Genomic DNA, 15792 nt, shown 5'->3' on the forward strand with positions numbered 1-15792 from the left:
GTGGGCGCGCCTCCTCCCCTCCTCCTGTCCCTCCTCCTCCTGGCCCCGCTCCCGGCGCTCGCGAACGGACCCGATTGCGGCGGCGACGCCTACTCGTCGGCGACGATCGGCCCGAACCGGCCGGGCCCGCTCACCGCGGTCCCCGAGACTCTCTGCGCCGACCTCGCGCAGCAGCAGGGTCAGTCGTCCGGCACCCGCATCGAGATCATCGCCCCTGGCCTCTCGCCGGGCCTCCCGCGATCCGACCCGTATGGCGATCGTCTCGGTCCCACCCCATATGACGGGAGGCCGCCGCTCGCGCCACGCATGCGGGGCGGCCGCGATCCGGGGCGCTGAAGGGGCCGCCTGACGCGTCCCGCGCCGGTCCGGGACCGCGGCGGCCGCTGCCGGAGCCTCGTGCCCGACGATCCCGGCCCCGCGAGGACCCTGCCCCACCCGATGACGCGCCGCTCCCTCTCACCGCAGGCCCGCTTGCGCGGCGCCACGGCGGTGCTCGGTCCGACCAATACCGGCAAGACCCACCTCGCCATCGAGCGGATGCTCGGCCACCCGACCGGCATGATCGGCCTGCCGCTGCGGCTGCTCGCCCGCGAGGTCTATCACCGCGTGGTCGAACGGGTCGGCCCCGAGCGGGTCGCCCTCGTCACCGGCGAGGAGAAGATCAAGCCGAACCGGCCGAGCTACTGGATCTGCACCGCCGAGGCGATGCCGCGGGACAACACCGTGGACTTCGTCGGCATCGACGAGATCCAGCTCGGCGCCGACCGCGACCGCGGCCACACCTTCACCGACCGCCTGCTGCACCAGCGCGGCCGCGAGGAGACGCTGCTGATCGGCTCGGCCACGATGGAGCCGCTGGTCAAGGCGCTGATCCCGGGCATCCACGTCACGACGCGCCCGCGCCTGTCGCAGCTGAGCTTCGCCGGCAGCCGCAAGCTCTCCCGCCTGCCCCACCGCAGCGCCATCGTGGCGTTCTCGGCGGAGGAGGTCTACGCCATCGCCGAGCTGCTGCGGCGCCAGCGCGGCGGCGCCGCGGTGGTGCTGGGCGCCCTCTCGCCGCGCACCCGCAACGCCCAGGTCGAGCTCTACCAGTCCGGCGAGGTCGACTACCTGGTGGCGACCGACGCGGTCGGCATGGGCCTCAACCTCGACGTCGACCACGTCGCCTTCGCGTCGAACCGCAAGTACGACGGCACGCGCTTCCGCGACCTCTCCCCCTCCGAGATGGCGCAGATCGCCGGCCGGGCCGGGCGCCACCTGCGCGACGGCACCTTCGGCACCACGGGGCGCTGCCCGGCCCTGGAGGCCGAGATGGTCGAGGCGCTGGAGAGCCACACCTTCGAGCCGCTGCGGATGCTGCAGTGGCGCAACCCCGACCTCGATTTCGGCTCGGTCGACGCCCTGCGACGCAGCCTCGCCGAGCACCCGACCGAGCGGGGGCTCACCCGCGCGCCGATCGGCGACGACGAGGCCGCCCTCGACCTCCTGGCCAAGGAGGACGACATCCGCGACTACGCGACCTCGAAGAGCGCGGTCGAGCGGCTCTGGGCGGTCTGCGGCGTGCCGGATTACCGCAAGTCGGCGATCCAGACCCATGCCGACCTCATCGCCCAGCTCTTCCGCTTCCTGATGCGCGGGCTGGCCGGGCGCATCCCGGTCGACTGGTTTGCCCAGCACGTCGCCATGGTCGACCGCACCGACGGCGACATCGACGCCCTGTCGCAGCGCATCGCCCACGTGCGCACTTGGACCTACGTCGCCAACCGCCCCGACTGGCTCGCCGACCCGGAGCATTGGCAGGGCGAGACGCGTCGGGTAGAGGACAGGCTGTCCGACGCCCTGCACGAGCGGCTGGCGAGTCGATTCGTCGATCGGCGCACCAGCGTGCTGATGCGGCGCCTGAGAGAGAATACCATGTTGGAAGCTGAGATCACCGCGGGCGGCGACGTGACGGTCGAGGGACAGCACGTCGGCCACCTGCACGGGTTCCAGTTCGTGCCGGATCCCGGCGCCGAGGGCCAGGAGGCCAAGACCCTGCGCAGCGCCGCCGAGAAGGCGCTGGCGAGCGAGATCGAGGCGCGGGCCGACCGCTTCGCCGCCGCGGCCGACGCCGCCCTGGTCCTCTCGAACGACGGCACGATCCGCTGGACCGGCAACCCGGTCGCCAAGCTCGTCCCCGGCGAGAAGCTCTACGCCCCCGCCCTGCGGCTGCTGGCCGACGAGCAGCTCAGCGGTGCGGCCCGCGAGAAGGTCGAGGCCCGCCTCGACGCCTGGCTCAAGGCCCATATCGTGCGCCTCCTCGGACCCGCCCTCGAACTCGAGGCGGCCGCGGACCTGACGGGGCTCGCCCGCGGCATCGGCTTCCAGGTCGCGGAGGCCCTCGGCGTGCTCGAGCGCGCCAAGGTGCTCAACGAGATGCGCAGCCTCGACCAGGAGGGCCGCGCGGCCCTGCGCAAGCACGGCGTGCGCTTCGGCGCCTACCACATCACCATGCCGGCTTTGCTGAAGCCCGCGCCCCGCACGCTCGCGGCGCAGCTCTGGGCGCTGCAGAACGGTGGCCTCGACCAGCGCGGCCTCGACGAGATCGCGCATCTCGCGGGCTCCGGCCGCACCTCGATGCCGGTCGACCCCGAGATCGCCAAGGGCCTCTACCGCGCCGCCGGCTTCCGGGTCTGCGGCGGCCGGGCGGTGCGCGTCGACATCCTCGAGCGCCTGGCCGACCTGATCCGCCCGGCGATCGCCTACGTGCCCGGCACCACCCCGGGCGAGCCGCCTCCGGGCGCGGCCGACAAGGACGGCTTCGTGCCGACCGTCGGCATGACCTCGCTGGTCGGCTGCTCGGGCGAGGATTTCGCCTCGATCCTGAAGTCGCTCGGCTACGTCGTCGACCGGCGGCCCGGCCCGGCCATCACCGTGCCCCTGCGCCCCGCCGCCCCGACCGTGCCGGTGCAGCCGACCCAGCGGACGGCGGAGGGCGCCGAGGCTCAGGCCGGCGAGGATGCCGCCCACGAGACCGAAGCCGCCGCGGAGGCTGCGGCCGGCGAGGGACATCAGCCCGGGATGCCCGCCGACGCGGAGGTGACGGCCGAGGCGGCTGCTGAGGGCGCATCGGCCGAGGGGGCGCCGACCGGCGAGACCGCCACCGAGGACGCCCCTGCCTTCGAGGAGGCCGCGGAGCCGGCCGAAGCCGTCGCGGCCGCCCCGGAGGCGCCGGTTTCGCACCAGGAAGCCGCTCCGGAATCGGCCTCCGCCGTCGAGGCGTCCCCACCCGAGGAGGCGCCGGCTCCCGCTGCGGCCGAGACCGTCGACGCCGCTCCGGAAGACATCGCGCAGGCCGAGGTCGCGCAGGCCGAGACCGCCGAGCCGGCCGCGCAGACCCCCGTCGCCGACGAGACCGCCCCTGCGGAGGCGATCGCCGACGCGCCGGCGGCCGACGCGACCGCCACGCCGGCGGAGCCGATCGTCATCGAGGTGTGGCGGATGCACCGCCACCAGCGCAACCACGCGCCGCGCCACCAGGGCCGCGGCCGGCCGCAGGACGGCCAGCAGCGCGACGGCCGTCCCCGCGGCTTCCCGCGCCCCGACCAGCGGCCGGAGGGCGGCGAGGGGGCGAGCCCGGAGCAGCGCGCCCATCGCGGCCCCCGCGACGGCCAGCGCTGGGGCGACCGGCGCGGCGCCGACCGTCCTGCCGGGGAAGGCCGGCCCGAGGCCCGCTTCGAGGGCCGCGGGCCCGAGAAGAGCGGCGGCGAGGGCCGCCGCGACGGGCGTCCCCCGCGCGGTCCGCATCCGGGCGGACGCGAGGGCGGGCGTCCGCCGCAGGACCGGCGCGACGGCGCGCCCCGCAACGGCGGCATGCACGAGTCCCGGCCGCCGCGGCGCGAGCGCGCCCCGGATCCGGATTCCCCCTTCGCCAAGCTGCTCGCCCTCAAGGCGCAGATGGAGGCGAGGGACGGCGACAAGCGCTGACCGACGATGCGCGCGGACCGGCAGCGCCTCGACAAGTGGCTGTGGTTCGCGCGCTTCGCCAAGACGCGTTCCCTGGCTGCGCGCCTGATCGAGGACGGCTTCGTGCGGGTGAACGGCCAGCGGGCCGACGCGCCCTCCAAGGCCGTGGCGGTGGGGGACGTCGTCACGGTCGCGGCCCAGCACGTCACGGCCGCGGTGCGGGTGCTCGATCTCGGCATGCGCCGGGGCCCGGCGCCGGAGGCCCGGCTGCTTTACGCGGATCTCTCGGCCGACGAGGCCGGGAGCTGACGCGGAAAAACGTGACGCGAAGGCGACGCTTGTCCCGCAACGCAGCACGTTCACCCACCGGGCGGCTTGCAAGCCCGCCGTCCCGGGTCTAAGGCCCGCCCCATACGCCCGGGCGCCGCGCATGCGCCCCCCACGCCTTCGAGGTTGCACCGGCCCATGACCTACGTCGTCACCGACAACTGCATCAAGTGCAAGTACATGGACTGCGTGGAGGTGTGTCCGGTCGACTGCTTCTACGAGGGCGAGAACATGCTCGTCATCCAGCCGGACGAGTGCATCGATTGCGGCGTGTGCGAGCCCGAATGCCCGGCCGAGGCGATCAAGCCCGACACCGAGCCGGGCCTCGAGAGCTGGTTGAAGCTGAACGCCGACATGGCCAAGAACTGGCCCAACATCACCCAGAAGAAGCCCGCCCCGGCCGACGCCAAGGAGTGGGACGGCAAGCCGGGAAAGTTCGAGGCGCATTTCTCGGCCAATCCCGGCTCCGGCGACTGATCCGGCCGGCGGCGCTCCGGCCGGGACGCTGCCGGACCGGGATCATCGCGATCCCTGTCCGGGCCGCATGGCCGGTCTGCGGCGGGTCCGCCAAGCTGGTGAAACATGGTGCAGGGTGCCCGCGTCACCACGCAGGGCGCCTGAATTTTTTTGATTTTCGGGCCTCTTCGTGCTAGCTTCCTGATCGCCGTCGCTTGCGTCCGACGTGCGGCCTCCGCCCACCGAGCGGGAATTTTTTCGATGGGGCGAGGCGGCATGCGATCAGCCGAGGTGGATCTTATCCGGTCCGCAGCGCGTTCGGACGTTCCTTAGCTATGGTTTGACAGGGACTGGCGGGCGCCCCTCGGGTCGTCCGGCAGGCGCGTATTTTTCGCCGGGCGCCCTGACCCGGATGAACGATCCGGTCGCGGACATTGCCGCGAACGGTGACCTGGAGGCCACCCCCGCATGACGACCGCCAAGAAGACGACCGCCGCCCGGCAGGGCTTCAAGACCGGCGAAGCGATCGTGTACCCAGCCCACGGTGTCGGCCGCATCACGGCCATCGAGGAGCAGGAGATCGCCGGCTACAAGCTCGAGCTGTTCGTGGTGTCGTTCGAGAAGGACAAGATGGTCCTGCGGGTCCCGACCGCCAAGGCGAACGCGGTCGGCATGCGCAAGCTCGCCGAGCCCGAGCTGGTCACGAAGGCGCTCGACGTGCTCACCGGCCGCGCCCGGGTGAAGCGCACCATGTGGTCGCGCCGGGCCCAGGAATACGAGGCGAAGATCAATTCCGGCGACCTGATCGCCGTCACCGAGGTGGTGCGCGACCTCTACCGGTCCGACGCCCAGCCCGAGCAATCCTACTCCGAGCGCCAGCTCTACGAGGCGGCCCTCGACCGGGTGGTGCGCGAGATCGCGGCGGTCAACCGCATCACCGACACCGAGTCGCTCAAGCTCATCGAGCAGAGCCTCGCCAAGTCGCCGCGCCGCGCCAAGAACGCCGAGGCCGATGCCGAGGGCGAGGACATCCAGGACGAGGCCGAGGCCGCCTGAGCCTTCGCGCCGCATAAACTCCAGACGAACGGGAGCCCGGCCATCGCGCCGGGCTCTCGCGTTTCCGGCAGCCCCCTGCTCCCGAGCCTCAGGGCGTTCATGCCCTCACGGCAAGTTCGGATCGGTACGTTCGCGAGGAAATCGTGCCGTCGACGATTTTTTCGCAATGCGGGAACCGCGGGGGCGGTCGCGCCGTTGTCGCAGGCCTTGCGGTGTCTCGGGCGCGTTGCGCCACGACCTCATCGCGACACACAGCGCTCACCAAAGCGGCGGAGGCGGGGATGGCGGAAATCGCAGGCATACGTCGGCAGTTCGTACGAGTTGCGATGGATGCCCCCTTCCTCGAGAGGGAGGAAGAGCGCGGCCTGGCGGTGCGCTGGAAGGACGAGCGCGACGAGCAGGCCCTGCACCGCCTGATCTCCGCCCATATGCGCCTCGTGATCGCGCTGGCGGGACGCTTCCGCCACTACGGCCTGCCGATGGCCGACCTCGTCCAGGAAGGCCATGTCGGCCTGATGGAAGCCGCCGCCCGCTTCGAGCCGGAGCGGGACGTGCGCTTCTCGACCTACGCGACCTGGTGGATCCGGGCCTCGATCCAGGACTACATCCTGCGCAACTGGTCGATCGTGCGCGGCGGCACCTCCTCGGCCCAGAAGGCCCTGTTCTTCAACCTCCGGCGCCTGCGCGCCCGCCTGATGCAGTCGACGGACGAGCGCGTCGGCGACGAGATCCACCGCCGCATCGCCACGGCCATCGGCGTCTCCCGCGAGGACGTCGCGCTGATGGATGCGCGCCTCTCCGGCCCGGACATGTCCCTCAACGCCCCGGTCGGCGACGACGGCGAGGCCTCGGCCGAGCGCGTCGACTTCCTGGTCGACACCTCACCCCTGCCGGACGAGACGGTCTCGGACGCGGTCGACGGCGAGCGGCGTCTGACCTGGCTGCGGCAGGCTCTCACCGTGCTCTCGGAGCGCGAGCTGCGCATCCTGCACGAGCGGCGCCTCGCCGAGGATCAGGCGACCCTGGAGGCCCTGGGCCACCGCCTCGGCATCTCGAAGGAGCGCGTCCGCCAGATCGAGAACCGCGCCCTCGAGAAGCTTCGCCGCGCCTTGGCCGAGCGTTTCCCGCAATCGAATGCCGGCATGGGCGCCTACGTCTGAGGGCCTGGCGGTCGGATTTCGGGGCCTGAAGCCTTCTTGCGTCTTCCGGGGCCGCGCAGCGGGGCCCGGACTGCCGAGGGCGGGTCCGGACGATCGAGACGCGCACGGAACGCCGGCGCGTCTGCCCTGAGGCTGACACGAGCCGGCCCTTCGGCGGCGCGCGTGGGCGGATCGGCCTCGATCAACCCGCGGTCACGACGGACACCTCCACCTCGTCCTCCACCGCCCAGGCGAACCGCGCGCCGTCGGCGAGGACACGCGACGCTGCCCGCAGCGACAGGCCTGCCCGCGCCAGACGCCAGGCCGCGCCATCCGGGCCGAGCCGGACCGTGCTCGGCTCGGCGACCAGGCCCTCGCCGGTCGCCTTCAGGCAGGCTTCCTTGACCGACCACAGCTCCAGCGCGCGGCGCGGCCGTGCATCCGCGGGCAGAGCCCGGTACTCGGCGAGCTCGGCCGGGTGCAGGAAGACCGGTGCGATCCTGTCCCAGTCCACCGGCCGGGCGGCGCCCTCGACGTCCACGCCGATCCGGCCGCAGGTCGACAGGCCGACGGCCACCCAGCCGCCGCCGTGACTGAGATTGAGGTCGAGATCCGGCATCCCATGCAGAAACGGCCGGCCGCATCCGTCCCGCGCCAGGACGATCGTGCCCGGAGCGCTGCCGAGCCATGGGGCCAGCAGGACGCGCAGCAGGCCGTGCGCCGCCTCGCGCTCCAGCCGATCGTGCTCCTGCCGGAAACGGGCGATGCGGGCGGTCTCGTCTGCCGGCAGCGCCCTGCGCTCCGCCGGGACCTGCGCCACGGCGGCGGCCGGGACCGCCACCGCCAGCGCCCCGCCGCCATAGACGAGATCCGAGAGGTTCACCGCCATCGCCCCGTCCGCCCCACCCCGGCGAGCTAAAGCACGGGGAACCCGCGCGCGTCACGCCTCCTGAAGATCGTACAGGGCGGCGAGCTCGGCCTCGTCGAGGGGGATGCCGCGCGGCGAGAGCTGCTCGGCGAGCTGGCGCGACGCGAAGGCGATGAAGCTGCGGGTCTTGGCCGGCAGGAGCCGCGAGGTCGTCACGATGAAGACCGGGCTCGGCGGTCCCCGCCACTCGGGCAGCACCTGCTCCAGCCGGCCGGCCTCCACGTCCTGCTCGACATCGATCGCCTGAAGCAGGGCGATGCCGTGCCCCGCCACCGCGAAGCGCCGAGCCATGCCCTGGCTGTTGCTCGAGACCGTGCTGCCGACCGAGACCGAGACCATCGCGTCGTCCCGCGCCAGGGGCCAGGCGCTCGCCGCGGCCGGCGGACCGACCACGATCGCGTGGTGGCGCGCGAGTTCCGCCGGGACCGCCGGCCGTCCGGCCCGGTCCAGGTAGTCGGGTGCGGCGAACAGGGCGTTCTGGAGCTGGGCCACCTTGCGGGTGATCATCGAGGTCTCCCGCGGCGCCCCGACCGCCACCGCCAGGTCGTAGCCGTCCTGTGCGAGGTCGACGAGGTGCGGCCAGAGATCGAGATGCACCCGCACCTGCGCGTGCCGGAGCGAGAACTCCGCCGCGACGGCCGAGAGGTGGTGCATCACCCAGGGATCCGGCGGCGCCGCGATCTTGAGGAGACCGCTCGGTCCCTTCGCCTGCGCGATCAGCTCGTCGAAAGTGCGCTGCGCCTCCTCCACAAGCCGGGTGGCCTGCGCGTAATAGGCCTCGCCATGCGGGGTCAGGACGAGCTTTCGGGTGGTCCGGTCGAGCAGGCGCAGGCCGATCGAGGCCTCGAACTGCGTGATGCGCCGGGAGAGGGACGAGATCGGCACGTCGAGCGCCACAGCGGCCTGGCTGAAGCTCTTCCGCTTCGCGACCTCGACGAAGAGCGCCATGTCGCGAAGGACTTGCGGGTGGGCCAAGCGGGAATCTCCGGGCGACGGCCGGTGACGCAGGATCGCGCGCCCCGGTTATGATCGTCTAGATGATAATTTGCAACTCTAGATAAGGAAACTCCACATCGCCTCTGCGGAAGGCCCATGATCGAGACGGGTCGGTCGCGCCCTTGCCGCAGGGCGGCCTCATCCGCCGGCGCAGACGAAGCCGGCTCATTCAACCCGGACAGGCACAACCGCTGACACAACCACTGCCCGGCCGGTTGACGCAGGGCGCTCCCGCGGGGCAACACCGCGGCGCCGACGCGGACGACGCGGCGTCGGCGGACCGGAGTCCCGCATGTCTCATCCCGTCTCGCCGCTCGCGCCCAAGCACCAGCCCGCCCTGCCGCCGATCGCCGGCGTGCGCCTCGCCACCGCGCAGGCCGGCATCCGCTACCGCGGCCGCACCGACGTGCTGCTGGTCCTGCTCGATCCCGGCACCCGGGCCGCGGGCGTCTTCACCCGCTCGAAATGCCCCTCGGCGGCGGTCGACTGGTGCCGCGAGACCCTGCGGGACGGCCGCGAGGCCCGGGCGCTCGTGGTCAATTCCGGCAACGCCAACGCCTTCACGGGCCTCAAGGGCCGCGACTCGGTGCGGCTCACCGCCGAGATCGCCGGCAAGGCGGCGGATTGCGCACCGGCTGAGGTCTTCATCGCCTCGACCGGCGTGATCGGCGAGCCCCTCGACGCCACCAAGTTCGACGGCGTGCTGGCCGAGTGCGCCGGCCGCACCGGTCCCGACGCGGAACGCTGGACCGAGGCCGCCCGCGCCATCATGACCACCGACACCTTCCCGAAGCTCGCCACCCGCCGGGTGCGGCTCGGCGACGCCGAGGTGACGATCAACGGCATCGCCAAGGGCGCCGGCATGATCGCCCCCGACATGGCGACGATGCTCTCCTTCGTGTTCACCGACGCCGACCTGCCGGCCGAGGTGCTGCAGGGGCTCCTGACCCGCGGCGTCGCCAGGAGCTTCAACTGCTGCACCGTCGACGGCGACACCTCGACCTCCGACACCCTGATGCTGTTCGCCACGGGGAAGGCCGGCAACGCGCCGGTCGCCTCCGCCGACGATCCGGCCCTGGCCGGGTTCGCGGAAGGACTCGACGACCTCCTCATCGAGCTCGCCCAGCTCGTCGCCCGCGACGGCGAGGGCGCGCGCAAGTTCGTGACCGTCGAGGTCGGGGGCGCGACCGACGACGCCTCGGCCCACCGCGTCGCGATGTCGATCGCCAACTCGCCCCTGGTGAAGACCGCGGTGGCGGGCGAGGACGCCAATTGGGGCCGCGTCGTGATGGCGGTCGGCAAGGCCGGCGAGCCCGCCGACCGCGACCGCCTGGCGATCTGGTTCGGCGACGTGCGCGTCGCCGTCGAGGGCGCCCGCGATCCCGGCTACGACGAGGAGGCGGCCTCCGCGGCGATGCGCGGCGACGCGGTGACGATCCGGGTCGATCTCGGCCTCGGCGCCGGCACCGCCAGGGTCTGGACCTGCGACCTGACCAAGGCCTATGTCGAGATCAACGGGGATTACCGCTCGTGAGGGCGGCGCTCGCCGGCCTGCTCGCCCTCGGCCTTGCCGGTGCGGCGGCCGCGCAGGACGCGCCGCCCGGCCGGATCAGCGTCGTCGGCCGGGCGAGCCGGGAGGTGGCGCCGGACTTCGCCAGCGTGGAGGTCGCGGTCGAGAGCCGCGGCCCCACTCCCGCGGCCGCCCTCGACCAGACCTCGACGGCGGCCCGCAAGGTGACGGACCTTGCGGGTGAGTTCGGCATCACCGGCCCCGATCTCGCCACCGCCGCCGTGTCCCTGCGCCCGGCGACCAAGATGGTGCGGGACCCGGGCGGCCAGATGCGCGAGGCGACCGACGGCTACCTCGCCCGCAATGCCGTCACCATGCGGGTGCGCGATCTCGCGCGTCTCGGCCCCCTGATGCGCCGCCTCCTCGACGGCGGCGCCGACCGGATCGGCGGCGTGACCTTCGGCCTCGCCGATCCGGGGCAGACCGAGACCATCGTGCGGGCGGAGGCCGTCCGGGATGCCCGCCGCCAGGCCGAGACCCTGGCGGAGGCCGCCGGCCTGCGGCTCGGCCGGCTCGAGAGCATCGTCTCGCCGCCGCGGGACGGCGCGCCGATGCCGGTCAACGCCCGCGCCTTCGCCGCCAAGGCCGCGCCCGCCGGCGTCGCGGTGCCGGTCGAGCCCGGCACCCTCGCGGTCGAGGCCGCGGTCGAGGTCACCTACCTGGTCGCGCCCTGACGGGCGCGACACCCGCGCCCTGACGGGCGCGGCCTTTTCTCACCCTTCAGGCGAGCCGCCCCGCATGGCCGATCCCGTCAAGCTCCTCCTCGTGGTGGCGGTCGCCCTCGTCGATCCGGACGGGCGCGTGCTGCTGGCCCAGCGCCCGCCCGGCAAGCAGCTCGCCGGCCTGTGGGAGTTCCCGGGCGGCAAGATCGAGCCCGGCGAACGCCCGGAGGAGACGCTGATCCGCGAACTGGCGGAAGAGCTCGGCATCACCGTGAAGGAGGCCTGCCTCGCCCCCCTCACCTTCGCGAGCCACGCCTATGAGAGCTTCCACCTCCTGATGCCGCTCTACGTCTGCCGGCGCTGGGAGGGCTTCGTGCAGTCGCGGGAGGGGCAGGCGCTCAAATGGGTGCGCCCGCGCGACCTCGCGAGCTACCCGATGCCGCCCGCCGACCTCCCGCTGCTGCCGGCGCTCGTCGACCTGCTGGGGCCGTGACGGGCAGTCGGTCAGAGCCTGTTTGATTTGGTTTCCATGCTCTTCCCACCCACGGCCTCATCCTGAGGTGCCGCGTCGCGGCCTCGAAGGAGGGCTCCAGGGATCACGGAGGCTTCTGGAGCCCTCCTTCGAGGTCAGCCGATCAAAGATCGACTGACACCTCGGGATGAGGTCGAGGATCGGATAGCAGAGGCGCCCGCGATACTGACTCTATAGGTCAAACAGGCTCTCAGACGCTGCTCTCTCGGGCCCTGCCACCCGCCATGTCATCCCGGGCTCTCGCCTTTGGCGAGGCCCGGGATGACGCGGAGGGCTTGCATCGACCGGGTTCGAAGGGAGGAACAGTCGTCAAGAACCGAGGCTCAATCGTTGAACTCCTCGATCGCGTCGACCTTGTTCGGGTAGAACGCCAGGTGGTCCTTGATCGCCGACACCGCCGGGAACGGCGCCTCGTAGCTCCAGACCGCGTTCGCCCGCTCGACCCCGCCGGCGGTGAGCGAGTAGTAGCTCGCGTCGCCCTTGTGGGGGCAGTGCGTGCGATGCTCGGTCCGCGCGAACAGGTCCATCTCGGCGTCCTCCCGCGGGATGTACTGCACCGGCGGCAGGCTGCCCTCGCGCAGGGTGAGCGCCCGGGTGGTCTCGGCGACGATCGTGCCGCCGAGCATCACGCGGATGCGGTGCGGGTTCGGGGTGATGGTGATGCGTTGCTCCGTCATGACGGCTCCTTGCGTTCGACGGTGCCGAGGGCGTCGGACAGCCGCGCCTGGGCGCTGCCCGGCCGCAGCGGCTTCTGCTGGCTCTCGTGCGGCACCCAGCCCGAGAGCCAGATCAACTCGAAGGTCGCGCGCAGCCGCCCGTCCGGATCGGCGAAGCGCTCGGCGTAGAGGCTGGCGGCCCGCATCAGGGTCACGCGGCGAAGGGAGCCGCGGCGCTCCCGCAGGGCGTTGGTCAGCCCCATGGCGCGCAGGTCGCGCATCAGCCCGAAGGGGTCGCCGTAGCGCACTGTCACGGTCTCGACGTCGGTGACCGGCAGGGCGAAGCCGGCGCGCTGCAGCAGGCCGCCGAGGTCGCGCACCTCGGCGAAGGGCGCCACCCGGGGGCTCACCCCCCCCTCGACCTCGCTCTCGGCCTGGGTGAGGACCTGGCGCAGCTCCGTCAGGGTGCGCCCGCCCAGCAGGCAGCCGACGAACAGCCCGTCGGGCTTCAGCGCCCGGCGCACCTGCACCAGGGCGCCCGGCAGGTCGTTGGCGTGCTGGAGCGCCAGGAGCGACACCGCGAGGTCGAATTCCCGCTCGCCGAACGGCAGCGCCTCGGGATCTCCCACCGCGACCGCGATATCGGGGCCGGCCGGCTCGGGGGTGGGGGCGAGGCGGATCACCGATCCGGCCCGGCCGCTCCGCCGCAGCCAGGACGCCGCCGCCGGCACCGGCGTCCCGAGGTCGAGGGCGCGGGGAAACTCCCGCAGCACCGCCCCGAGGCGGTCCGACAGGTCCTCCACCGCCCGCGCGACCAGGAAATCGGCGAAGCCGGCGCGGCGGGCCCGGGCGAGGCGCTTGCGGATCAGGGGGGCGTCGAACAGGAGCGGCGAGGACATCGCCCGCTAGATGGCGCGGGCCGGCGCCCGGCGCCAGGGCCTCACGGGTCGCCACGGCACGAAACGGTCCCGCGGGGACCGGAAACGATCCTGCGACGATCACGGCGTGCCGAATCGTTCAGCGAATCGCGGTAAGGGTCGCCCCGTGACCCGCGCCCTGCTCCCCGCCCTCGCCCTCGCAGCCCCCCTCGCGGCCCTCATGGCCCCGGCCGCCGCCGCCCCGGCGACGCCGGCCGCTTCCGCCGAGACCGGCAAGGAGGAGACGGTCGAGCAGGCCCTGTGCCGGCTGATCGAGGGAGCCGCCAAGGCGCGGGGCCTGCCGGTCGCCTTCCTGACCCGGCTGATCTGGCGCGAGAGCAGCTTCCGGCCCGGTGTCGTGAGCCGGGCGGGCGCCCAGGGCGTCGCCCAGTTCATGCCCGGCACCGCGCAGGAGCGCGGCCTGTCCGACCCGTTCGACCCCGAGCAGGCGATCCCGGCGGCGGCGCATCTCCTGATCGACCTGCGCGGGCGGTTCGGCAATCTCGGCCTCGCGGCGGCGGCCTACAATGGCGGGCCCGGCCGGGTCTCGTCCTGGCTCGCCGGCACCGGCGGCCTGCCGGCGGAGACGCGGACCTACGTCGCGGCGATCACCGGGCGCAGCGCCGAGGACTGGGCCGCCGCCGCCAAGGCCGAGCCGCGCACCGACCTCACCGAGCCCGAGGGCACCCGCTGCCTGCAGGTCACGGCCTCGCTGCGCATCCGCGGGCGCACCGAGTCCTTCTTCGCCGACGCCGCGGCGGCGCTCGCCCCCTGGGGCGTCCAGCTCGCCGGCAATTTCTCGAAGTCGATCGCGCTGGCGAGCTTCGGCCGCGCCCGCGACCGCTACGCCGCGATCCTGGGCGACGTGCGCCCGATGATCATCGGCACGCGGCTGCGCAACCGCGGCACGCGGGCCTTCTACCGCATCCGCGTGCCGTCCGAGACCCGCGCCGGCGCCGAGGCCCTGTGCGGCCGCATCCGGGGCATCGGCGGCGCCTGCATCGTGTTGAAAACCTGAGGTTGGCGTGGCGTCACCCAAATGGGTGATGACACGGGGGCTACGCGTTCTGTTTGTTCGTCCTGCGACGATTTCGCGCGACGGGCGAACAGGGAGGGAAGCCCCATGAAGTTCGGCGATGGCGTGCCCCGATGGGCGCGGAGACGGGTCGAACGGCAGATGGCACGCCACGGCGACGGCCGGCTCATCCGGTGGATGTCCTTCGCGAGCGGGCCGCGGCAGATGCGGGCCGACGCGGTGCCGGCCGGCAACGTCCTGCCCTTCATCCGCCGGCCTGTCCTGGCGGAGCCCGGCCATGACGGCCCGATGCTCGACGCGACCGGGTCGTAAATCTAACCTTGAGTAAGATGCGAGCCGGGGTCCGGCTCGCGTCAGCCCGGGGCCTGGCCGATGTCGCCCAGAAGCGCGGCGAACCACGGCACGGTCGGATCGAAGGCCTTGCCGCCGCGGATGCGCGGGAACTCGATCGCCCGCAGGCGGCCGCCCTGCTCCTCGTCGTGGCCGATCACCCCCGAGACGCCGCCGAGGCCGCACTCGACCGCGAGGTCGACCATGCCCTGGATCAGCCGCAGGTCGTCCGCGTTGGGCGCGGCCGAGCGGCAGAAATGGCCGGATTTGAGCACCAGGGTCTTCTCCGCCCCGATCAGCGGGGCGAAGCGGTCGGCGAACCACTTCCCGACATTCACGGTGTCGATCTTGACGTGGCCGAAGGGGTCGCGGGCCAGCACCTCGCCGCGCGCCTCGATCTCGGCCACGATCTCGTCGAGGCCGGCGCCCTCGCTCAGGAACACCGTGACGCAGTCCTTGGCGTCCAGCCGGGCCTTGAGCCGCGCGGCCTCCCGGTCGATGTCGAGCGGCAGTTCCGGCAGGTAGACCGCATCGACCTCCTTGTGGGCCCGGTCGAGCCCGAATTCCGGCAGGAAGGCGGTGCGGTCGAGCCGCTCGCGATAGGCCCGGGCGGTCGCCGCGGTGAGCCAGCCGCATTTGCGGCCCATGACCTCGTGGACGATCAGCATGCGCGGGTTGGCGCTCTGCTCGTTGACGATGTTCTCGGCGAAGATCGCCCCCTGCTCCGCCGCCGTCCAGGCGCCGAGGGTCTGGCGGATCGGCACCACGTCGTTGTCGATGGTCTTGGGAAGGCCGACCACCGTCAGGTGGTACCCGTTCGCCTCGAGATAGGCCGCGAGGTCGGCCGCCGTGGTGTTGGTGTCGTCGCCGCCGATCGTGTGCAGCACCGTCACCTGATCGCGGGCGAGCTGCTCGGCCGCCACCTTCAGGGGATCCTGCCCCTCGCGGATCAGGCCGCGCTTCAGGCAGTCCTTGACGTTGGTGAGCTTCACCCGGCTGTTGCCCAGCGGCGAGCCGCCATGGCGCAGCAGCACCGCGGCGCGCGCCCGCACCTCCGGGGTGACGGGCAGGCGGTCGCCGAGCAGCAGCCCCTTGTAGCCGCTGCGGTAGCCGATGATCTCGGCCTCCGGGGCAAGGTCGGTGTAGCGGGCGATCAGGCCGCCGACCGCCGCCGACAGGCAGGGGGCGAGGCCGCCGGCGGTAAGCATGGCGATCTTGGGGCTGGGCATCATGGCCTCCGCG

Annotated in this window: 16 protein-coding genes; 11 read left to right on the top strand and 5 right to left on the bottom strand. The window is 72.9% G+C overall.

All coding sequences use genetic code 11. The features are described 5' to 3' along the window. The 6 genes from EU555_RS27885 (at window position 1) to EU555_RS27910 (ending at window position 6944) form a co-directional block, all read left to right on the top strand. Entirely contained in the window at window positions 1-336 is a 336-nt protein-coding gene (locus EU555_RS27885; RefSeq protein ID WP_135418649.1) for a hypothetical protein, read from the top strand. Window positions 337-438: 102 nt separating this feature from the next. Continuing rightward, window positions 439-3966, top strand: coding sequence for a helicase-related protein (locus EU555_RS27890; protein ID WP_135418703.1), 3528 nt, complete (start codon window positions 439-441; stop codon window positions 3964-3966). 6 nt (window positions 3967-3972) lie between these two features. Continuing rightward, window positions 3973-4254: an RNA-binding S4 domain-containing protein gene (locus tag EU555_RS27895; RefSeq protein ID WP_135418650.1), complete on the top strand. Its 282-nt coding sequence runs from the start codon at window positions 3973-3975 to the stop codon at window positions 4252-4254. A 156-nt stretch (window positions 4255-4410) separates the two neighbouring features. Next, complete coding sequence (gene fdxA, locus EU555_RS27900; RefSeq protein ID WP_135418651.1) at window positions 4411-4749, top strand: ferredoxin FdxA; 339 nt, start codon at window positions 4411-4413, stop codon at window positions 4747-4749. Between the two features lie 447 nt (window positions 4750-5196). Further along, window positions 5197-5784 (top strand): CarD family transcriptional regulator, encoded by a 588-nt coding sequence (locus tag EU555_RS27905; RefSeq protein ID WP_135418652.1) that lies wholly within the window; start codon window positions 5197-5199, stop codon window positions 5782-5784. Window positions 5785-6065: 281 nt separating this feature from the next. After that, window positions 6066-6944: an RNA polymerase factor sigma-32 gene (locus EU555_RS27910; RefSeq protein WP_135418653.1), complete on the top strand. Its 879-nt coding sequence runs from the start codon at window positions 6066-6068 to the stop codon at window positions 6942-6944. Between the two features lie 181 nt (window positions 6945-7125). Here EU555_RS27910 and EU555_RS27915 read toward each other — a convergent pair whose 3' ends face one another. Next, window positions 7126-7812 (bottom strand): 4'-phosphopantetheinyl transferase family protein, encoded by a 687-nt coding sequence (locus EU555_RS27915; protein WP_135418654.1) that lies wholly within the window; start codon window positions 7810-7812, stop codon window positions 7126-7128. 51 nt (window positions 7813-7863) lie between these two features. Then, window positions 7864-8826, bottom strand: coding sequence for a LysR family transcriptional regulator (locus tag EU555_RS27920; protein ID WP_135418655.1), 963 nt, complete (start codon window positions 8824-8826; stop codon window positions 7864-7866). 313 nt (window positions 8827-9139) lie between these two features. Here EU555_RS27920 and argJ point away from each other — a divergent pair, with 313 nt between their 5' ends. The 3 genes from argJ (at window position 9140) to EU555_RS27935 (ending at window position 11572) form a co-directional block, all read left to right on the top strand. Beyond that, window positions 9140-10381 (top strand): bifunctional glutamate N-acetyltransferase/amino-acid acetyltransferase ArgJ, encoded by a 1242-nt coding sequence (argJ, locus tag EU555_RS27925; protein WP_135418656.1) that lies wholly within the window; start codon window positions 9140-9142, stop codon window positions 10379-10381. After that, window positions 10378-11091, top strand: coding sequence for an SIMPL domain-containing protein (locus EU555_RS27930; protein WP_135418657.1), 714 nt, complete (start codon window positions 10378-10380; stop codon window positions 11089-11091). The genes argJ and EU555_RS27930 overlap by 4 nt, the downstream gene beginning before the upstream one ends. A 64-nt stretch (window positions 11092-11155) precedes the next feature. Beyond that, the gene (locus EU555_RS27935) at window positions 11156-11572 is read left to right on the top strand and encodes a (deoxy)nucleoside triphosphate pyrophosphohydrolase (protein WP_135418658.1); all 417 of its coding nucleotides are present in this window, start codon (window positions 11156-11158) and stop codon (window positions 11570-11572) included. 362 nt (window positions 11573-11934) lie between these two features. Here the strand turns inward: EU555_RS27935 and EU555_RS27940 are convergent, their stop codons facing one another. Then, on the bottom strand, window positions 11935-12288 hold the full coding sequence (locus tag EU555_RS27940; RefSeq protein ID WP_135418659.1) for a DUF427 domain-containing protein: 354 nt from the start codon (window positions 12286-12288) through the stop codon (window positions 11935-11937). After that, window positions 12285-13166, bottom strand: a complete 882-nt coding sequence (locus EU555_RS27945) for a methyltransferase domain-containing protein (protein WP_135418660.1) — start codon at window positions 13164-13166, stop codon at window positions 12285-12287. The genes EU555_RS27940 and EU555_RS27945 overlap by 4 nt, the downstream gene beginning before the upstream one ends. A 199-nt stretch (window positions 13167-13365) precedes the next feature. Between EU555_RS27945 and EU555_RS27950 the strand changes: the two genes are divergently transcribed. Then, the gene (locus EU555_RS27950; protein ID WP_205821012.1) at window positions 13366-14202 is read left to right on the top strand and encodes a lytic transglycosylase domain-containing protein; all 837 of its coding nucleotides are present in this window, start codon (window positions 13366-13368) and stop codon (window positions 14200-14202) included. A gap of 159 nt (window positions 14203-14361) precedes the next feature. Further along, window positions 14362-14532: a hypothetical protein gene (locus EU555_RS36385; protein WP_167858677.1), complete on the top strand. Its 171-nt coding sequence runs from the start codon at window positions 14362-14364 to the stop codon at window positions 14530-14532. A 41-nt stretch (window positions 14533-14573) separates the two neighbouring features. Here EU555_RS36385 and EU555_RS27955 read toward each other — a convergent pair whose 3' ends face one another. Then, the gene (locus tag EU555_RS27955; RefSeq protein ID WP_135418704.1) at window positions 14574-15779 is read right to left on the bottom strand and encodes a pyrophosphate--fructose-6-phosphate 1-phosphotransferase; all 1206 of its coding nucleotides are present in this window, start codon (window positions 15777-15779) and stop codon (window positions 14574-14576) included. Between the last annotated feature and the right edge of the window lie 13 nt (window positions 15780-15792).

It is taken from the genome of Methylobacterium nonmethylotrophicum (genome assembly GCF_004745635.1).
GTDB lineage: Bacteria > Pseudomonadota > Alphaproteobacteria > Rhizobiales > Beijerinckiaceae > Methylobacterium > Methylobacterium nonmethylotrophicum.

Bases quoted from the DNA above. Each gene is read 5' to 3' on its own strand.
- EU555_RS27935 (WP_135418658.1), top strand. From the start codon at position 11,156: ATGGCCGATCCCGTCAAGCTCCTCCTCGTGGTGGCGGTCGCCCTCGTC.
- EU555_RS27910 (WP_135418653.1), top strand. From the start codon at position 6,066: ATGGCGGAAATCGCAGGCATACGTCGGCAGTTCGTACGAGTTGCGATG.
- fdxA (WP_135418651.1), top strand. From the start codon at position 4,411: ATGACCTACGTCGTCACCGACAACTGCATCAAGTGCAAGTACATGGAC.
- EU555_RS27940 (WP_135418659.1), bottom strand. From the start codon at position 12,288: ATGACGGAGCAACGCATCACCATCACCCCGAACCCGCACCGCATCCGC.
- EU555_RS27895 (WP_135418650.1), top strand. From the start codon at position 3,973: ATGCGCGCGGACCGGCAGCGCCTCGACAAGTGGCTGTGGTTCGCGCGC.
- EU555_RS27890 (WP_135418703.1), top strand. From the start codon at position 439: ATGACGCGCCGCTCCCTCTCACCGCAGGCCCGCTTGCGCGGCGCCACG.
- EU555_RS27955 (WP_135418704.1), bottom strand. From the start codon at position 15,779: ATGCCCAGCCCCAAGATCGCCATGCTTACCGCCGGCGGCCTCGCCCCC.
- EU555_RS27950 (WP_205821012.1), top strand. From the start codon at position 13,366: ATGGCCCCGGCCGCCGCCGCCCCGGCGACGCCGGCCGCTTCCGCCGAG.
- EU555_RS27915 (WP_135418654.1), bottom strand. From the start codon at position 7,812: ATGGCGGTGAACCTCTCGGATCTCGTCTATGGCGGCGGGGCGCTGGCG.
- EU555_RS27945 (WP_135418660.1), bottom strand. From the start codon at position 13,166: ATGTCCTCGCCGCTCCTGTTCGACGCCCCCCTGATCCGCAAGCGCCTC.
- EU555_RS27905 (WP_135418652.1), top strand. From the start codon at position 5,197: ATGACGACCGCCAAGAAGACGACCGCCGCCCGGCAGGGCTTCAAGACC.
- EU555_RS36385 (WP_167858677.1), top strand. From the start codon at position 14,362: ATGGCACGCCACGGCGACGGCCGGCTCATCCGGTGGATGTCCTTCGCG.
- argJ (WP_135418656.1), top strand. From the start codon at position 9,140: ATGTCTCATCCCGTCTCGCCGCTCGCGCCCAAGCACCAGCCCGCCCTG.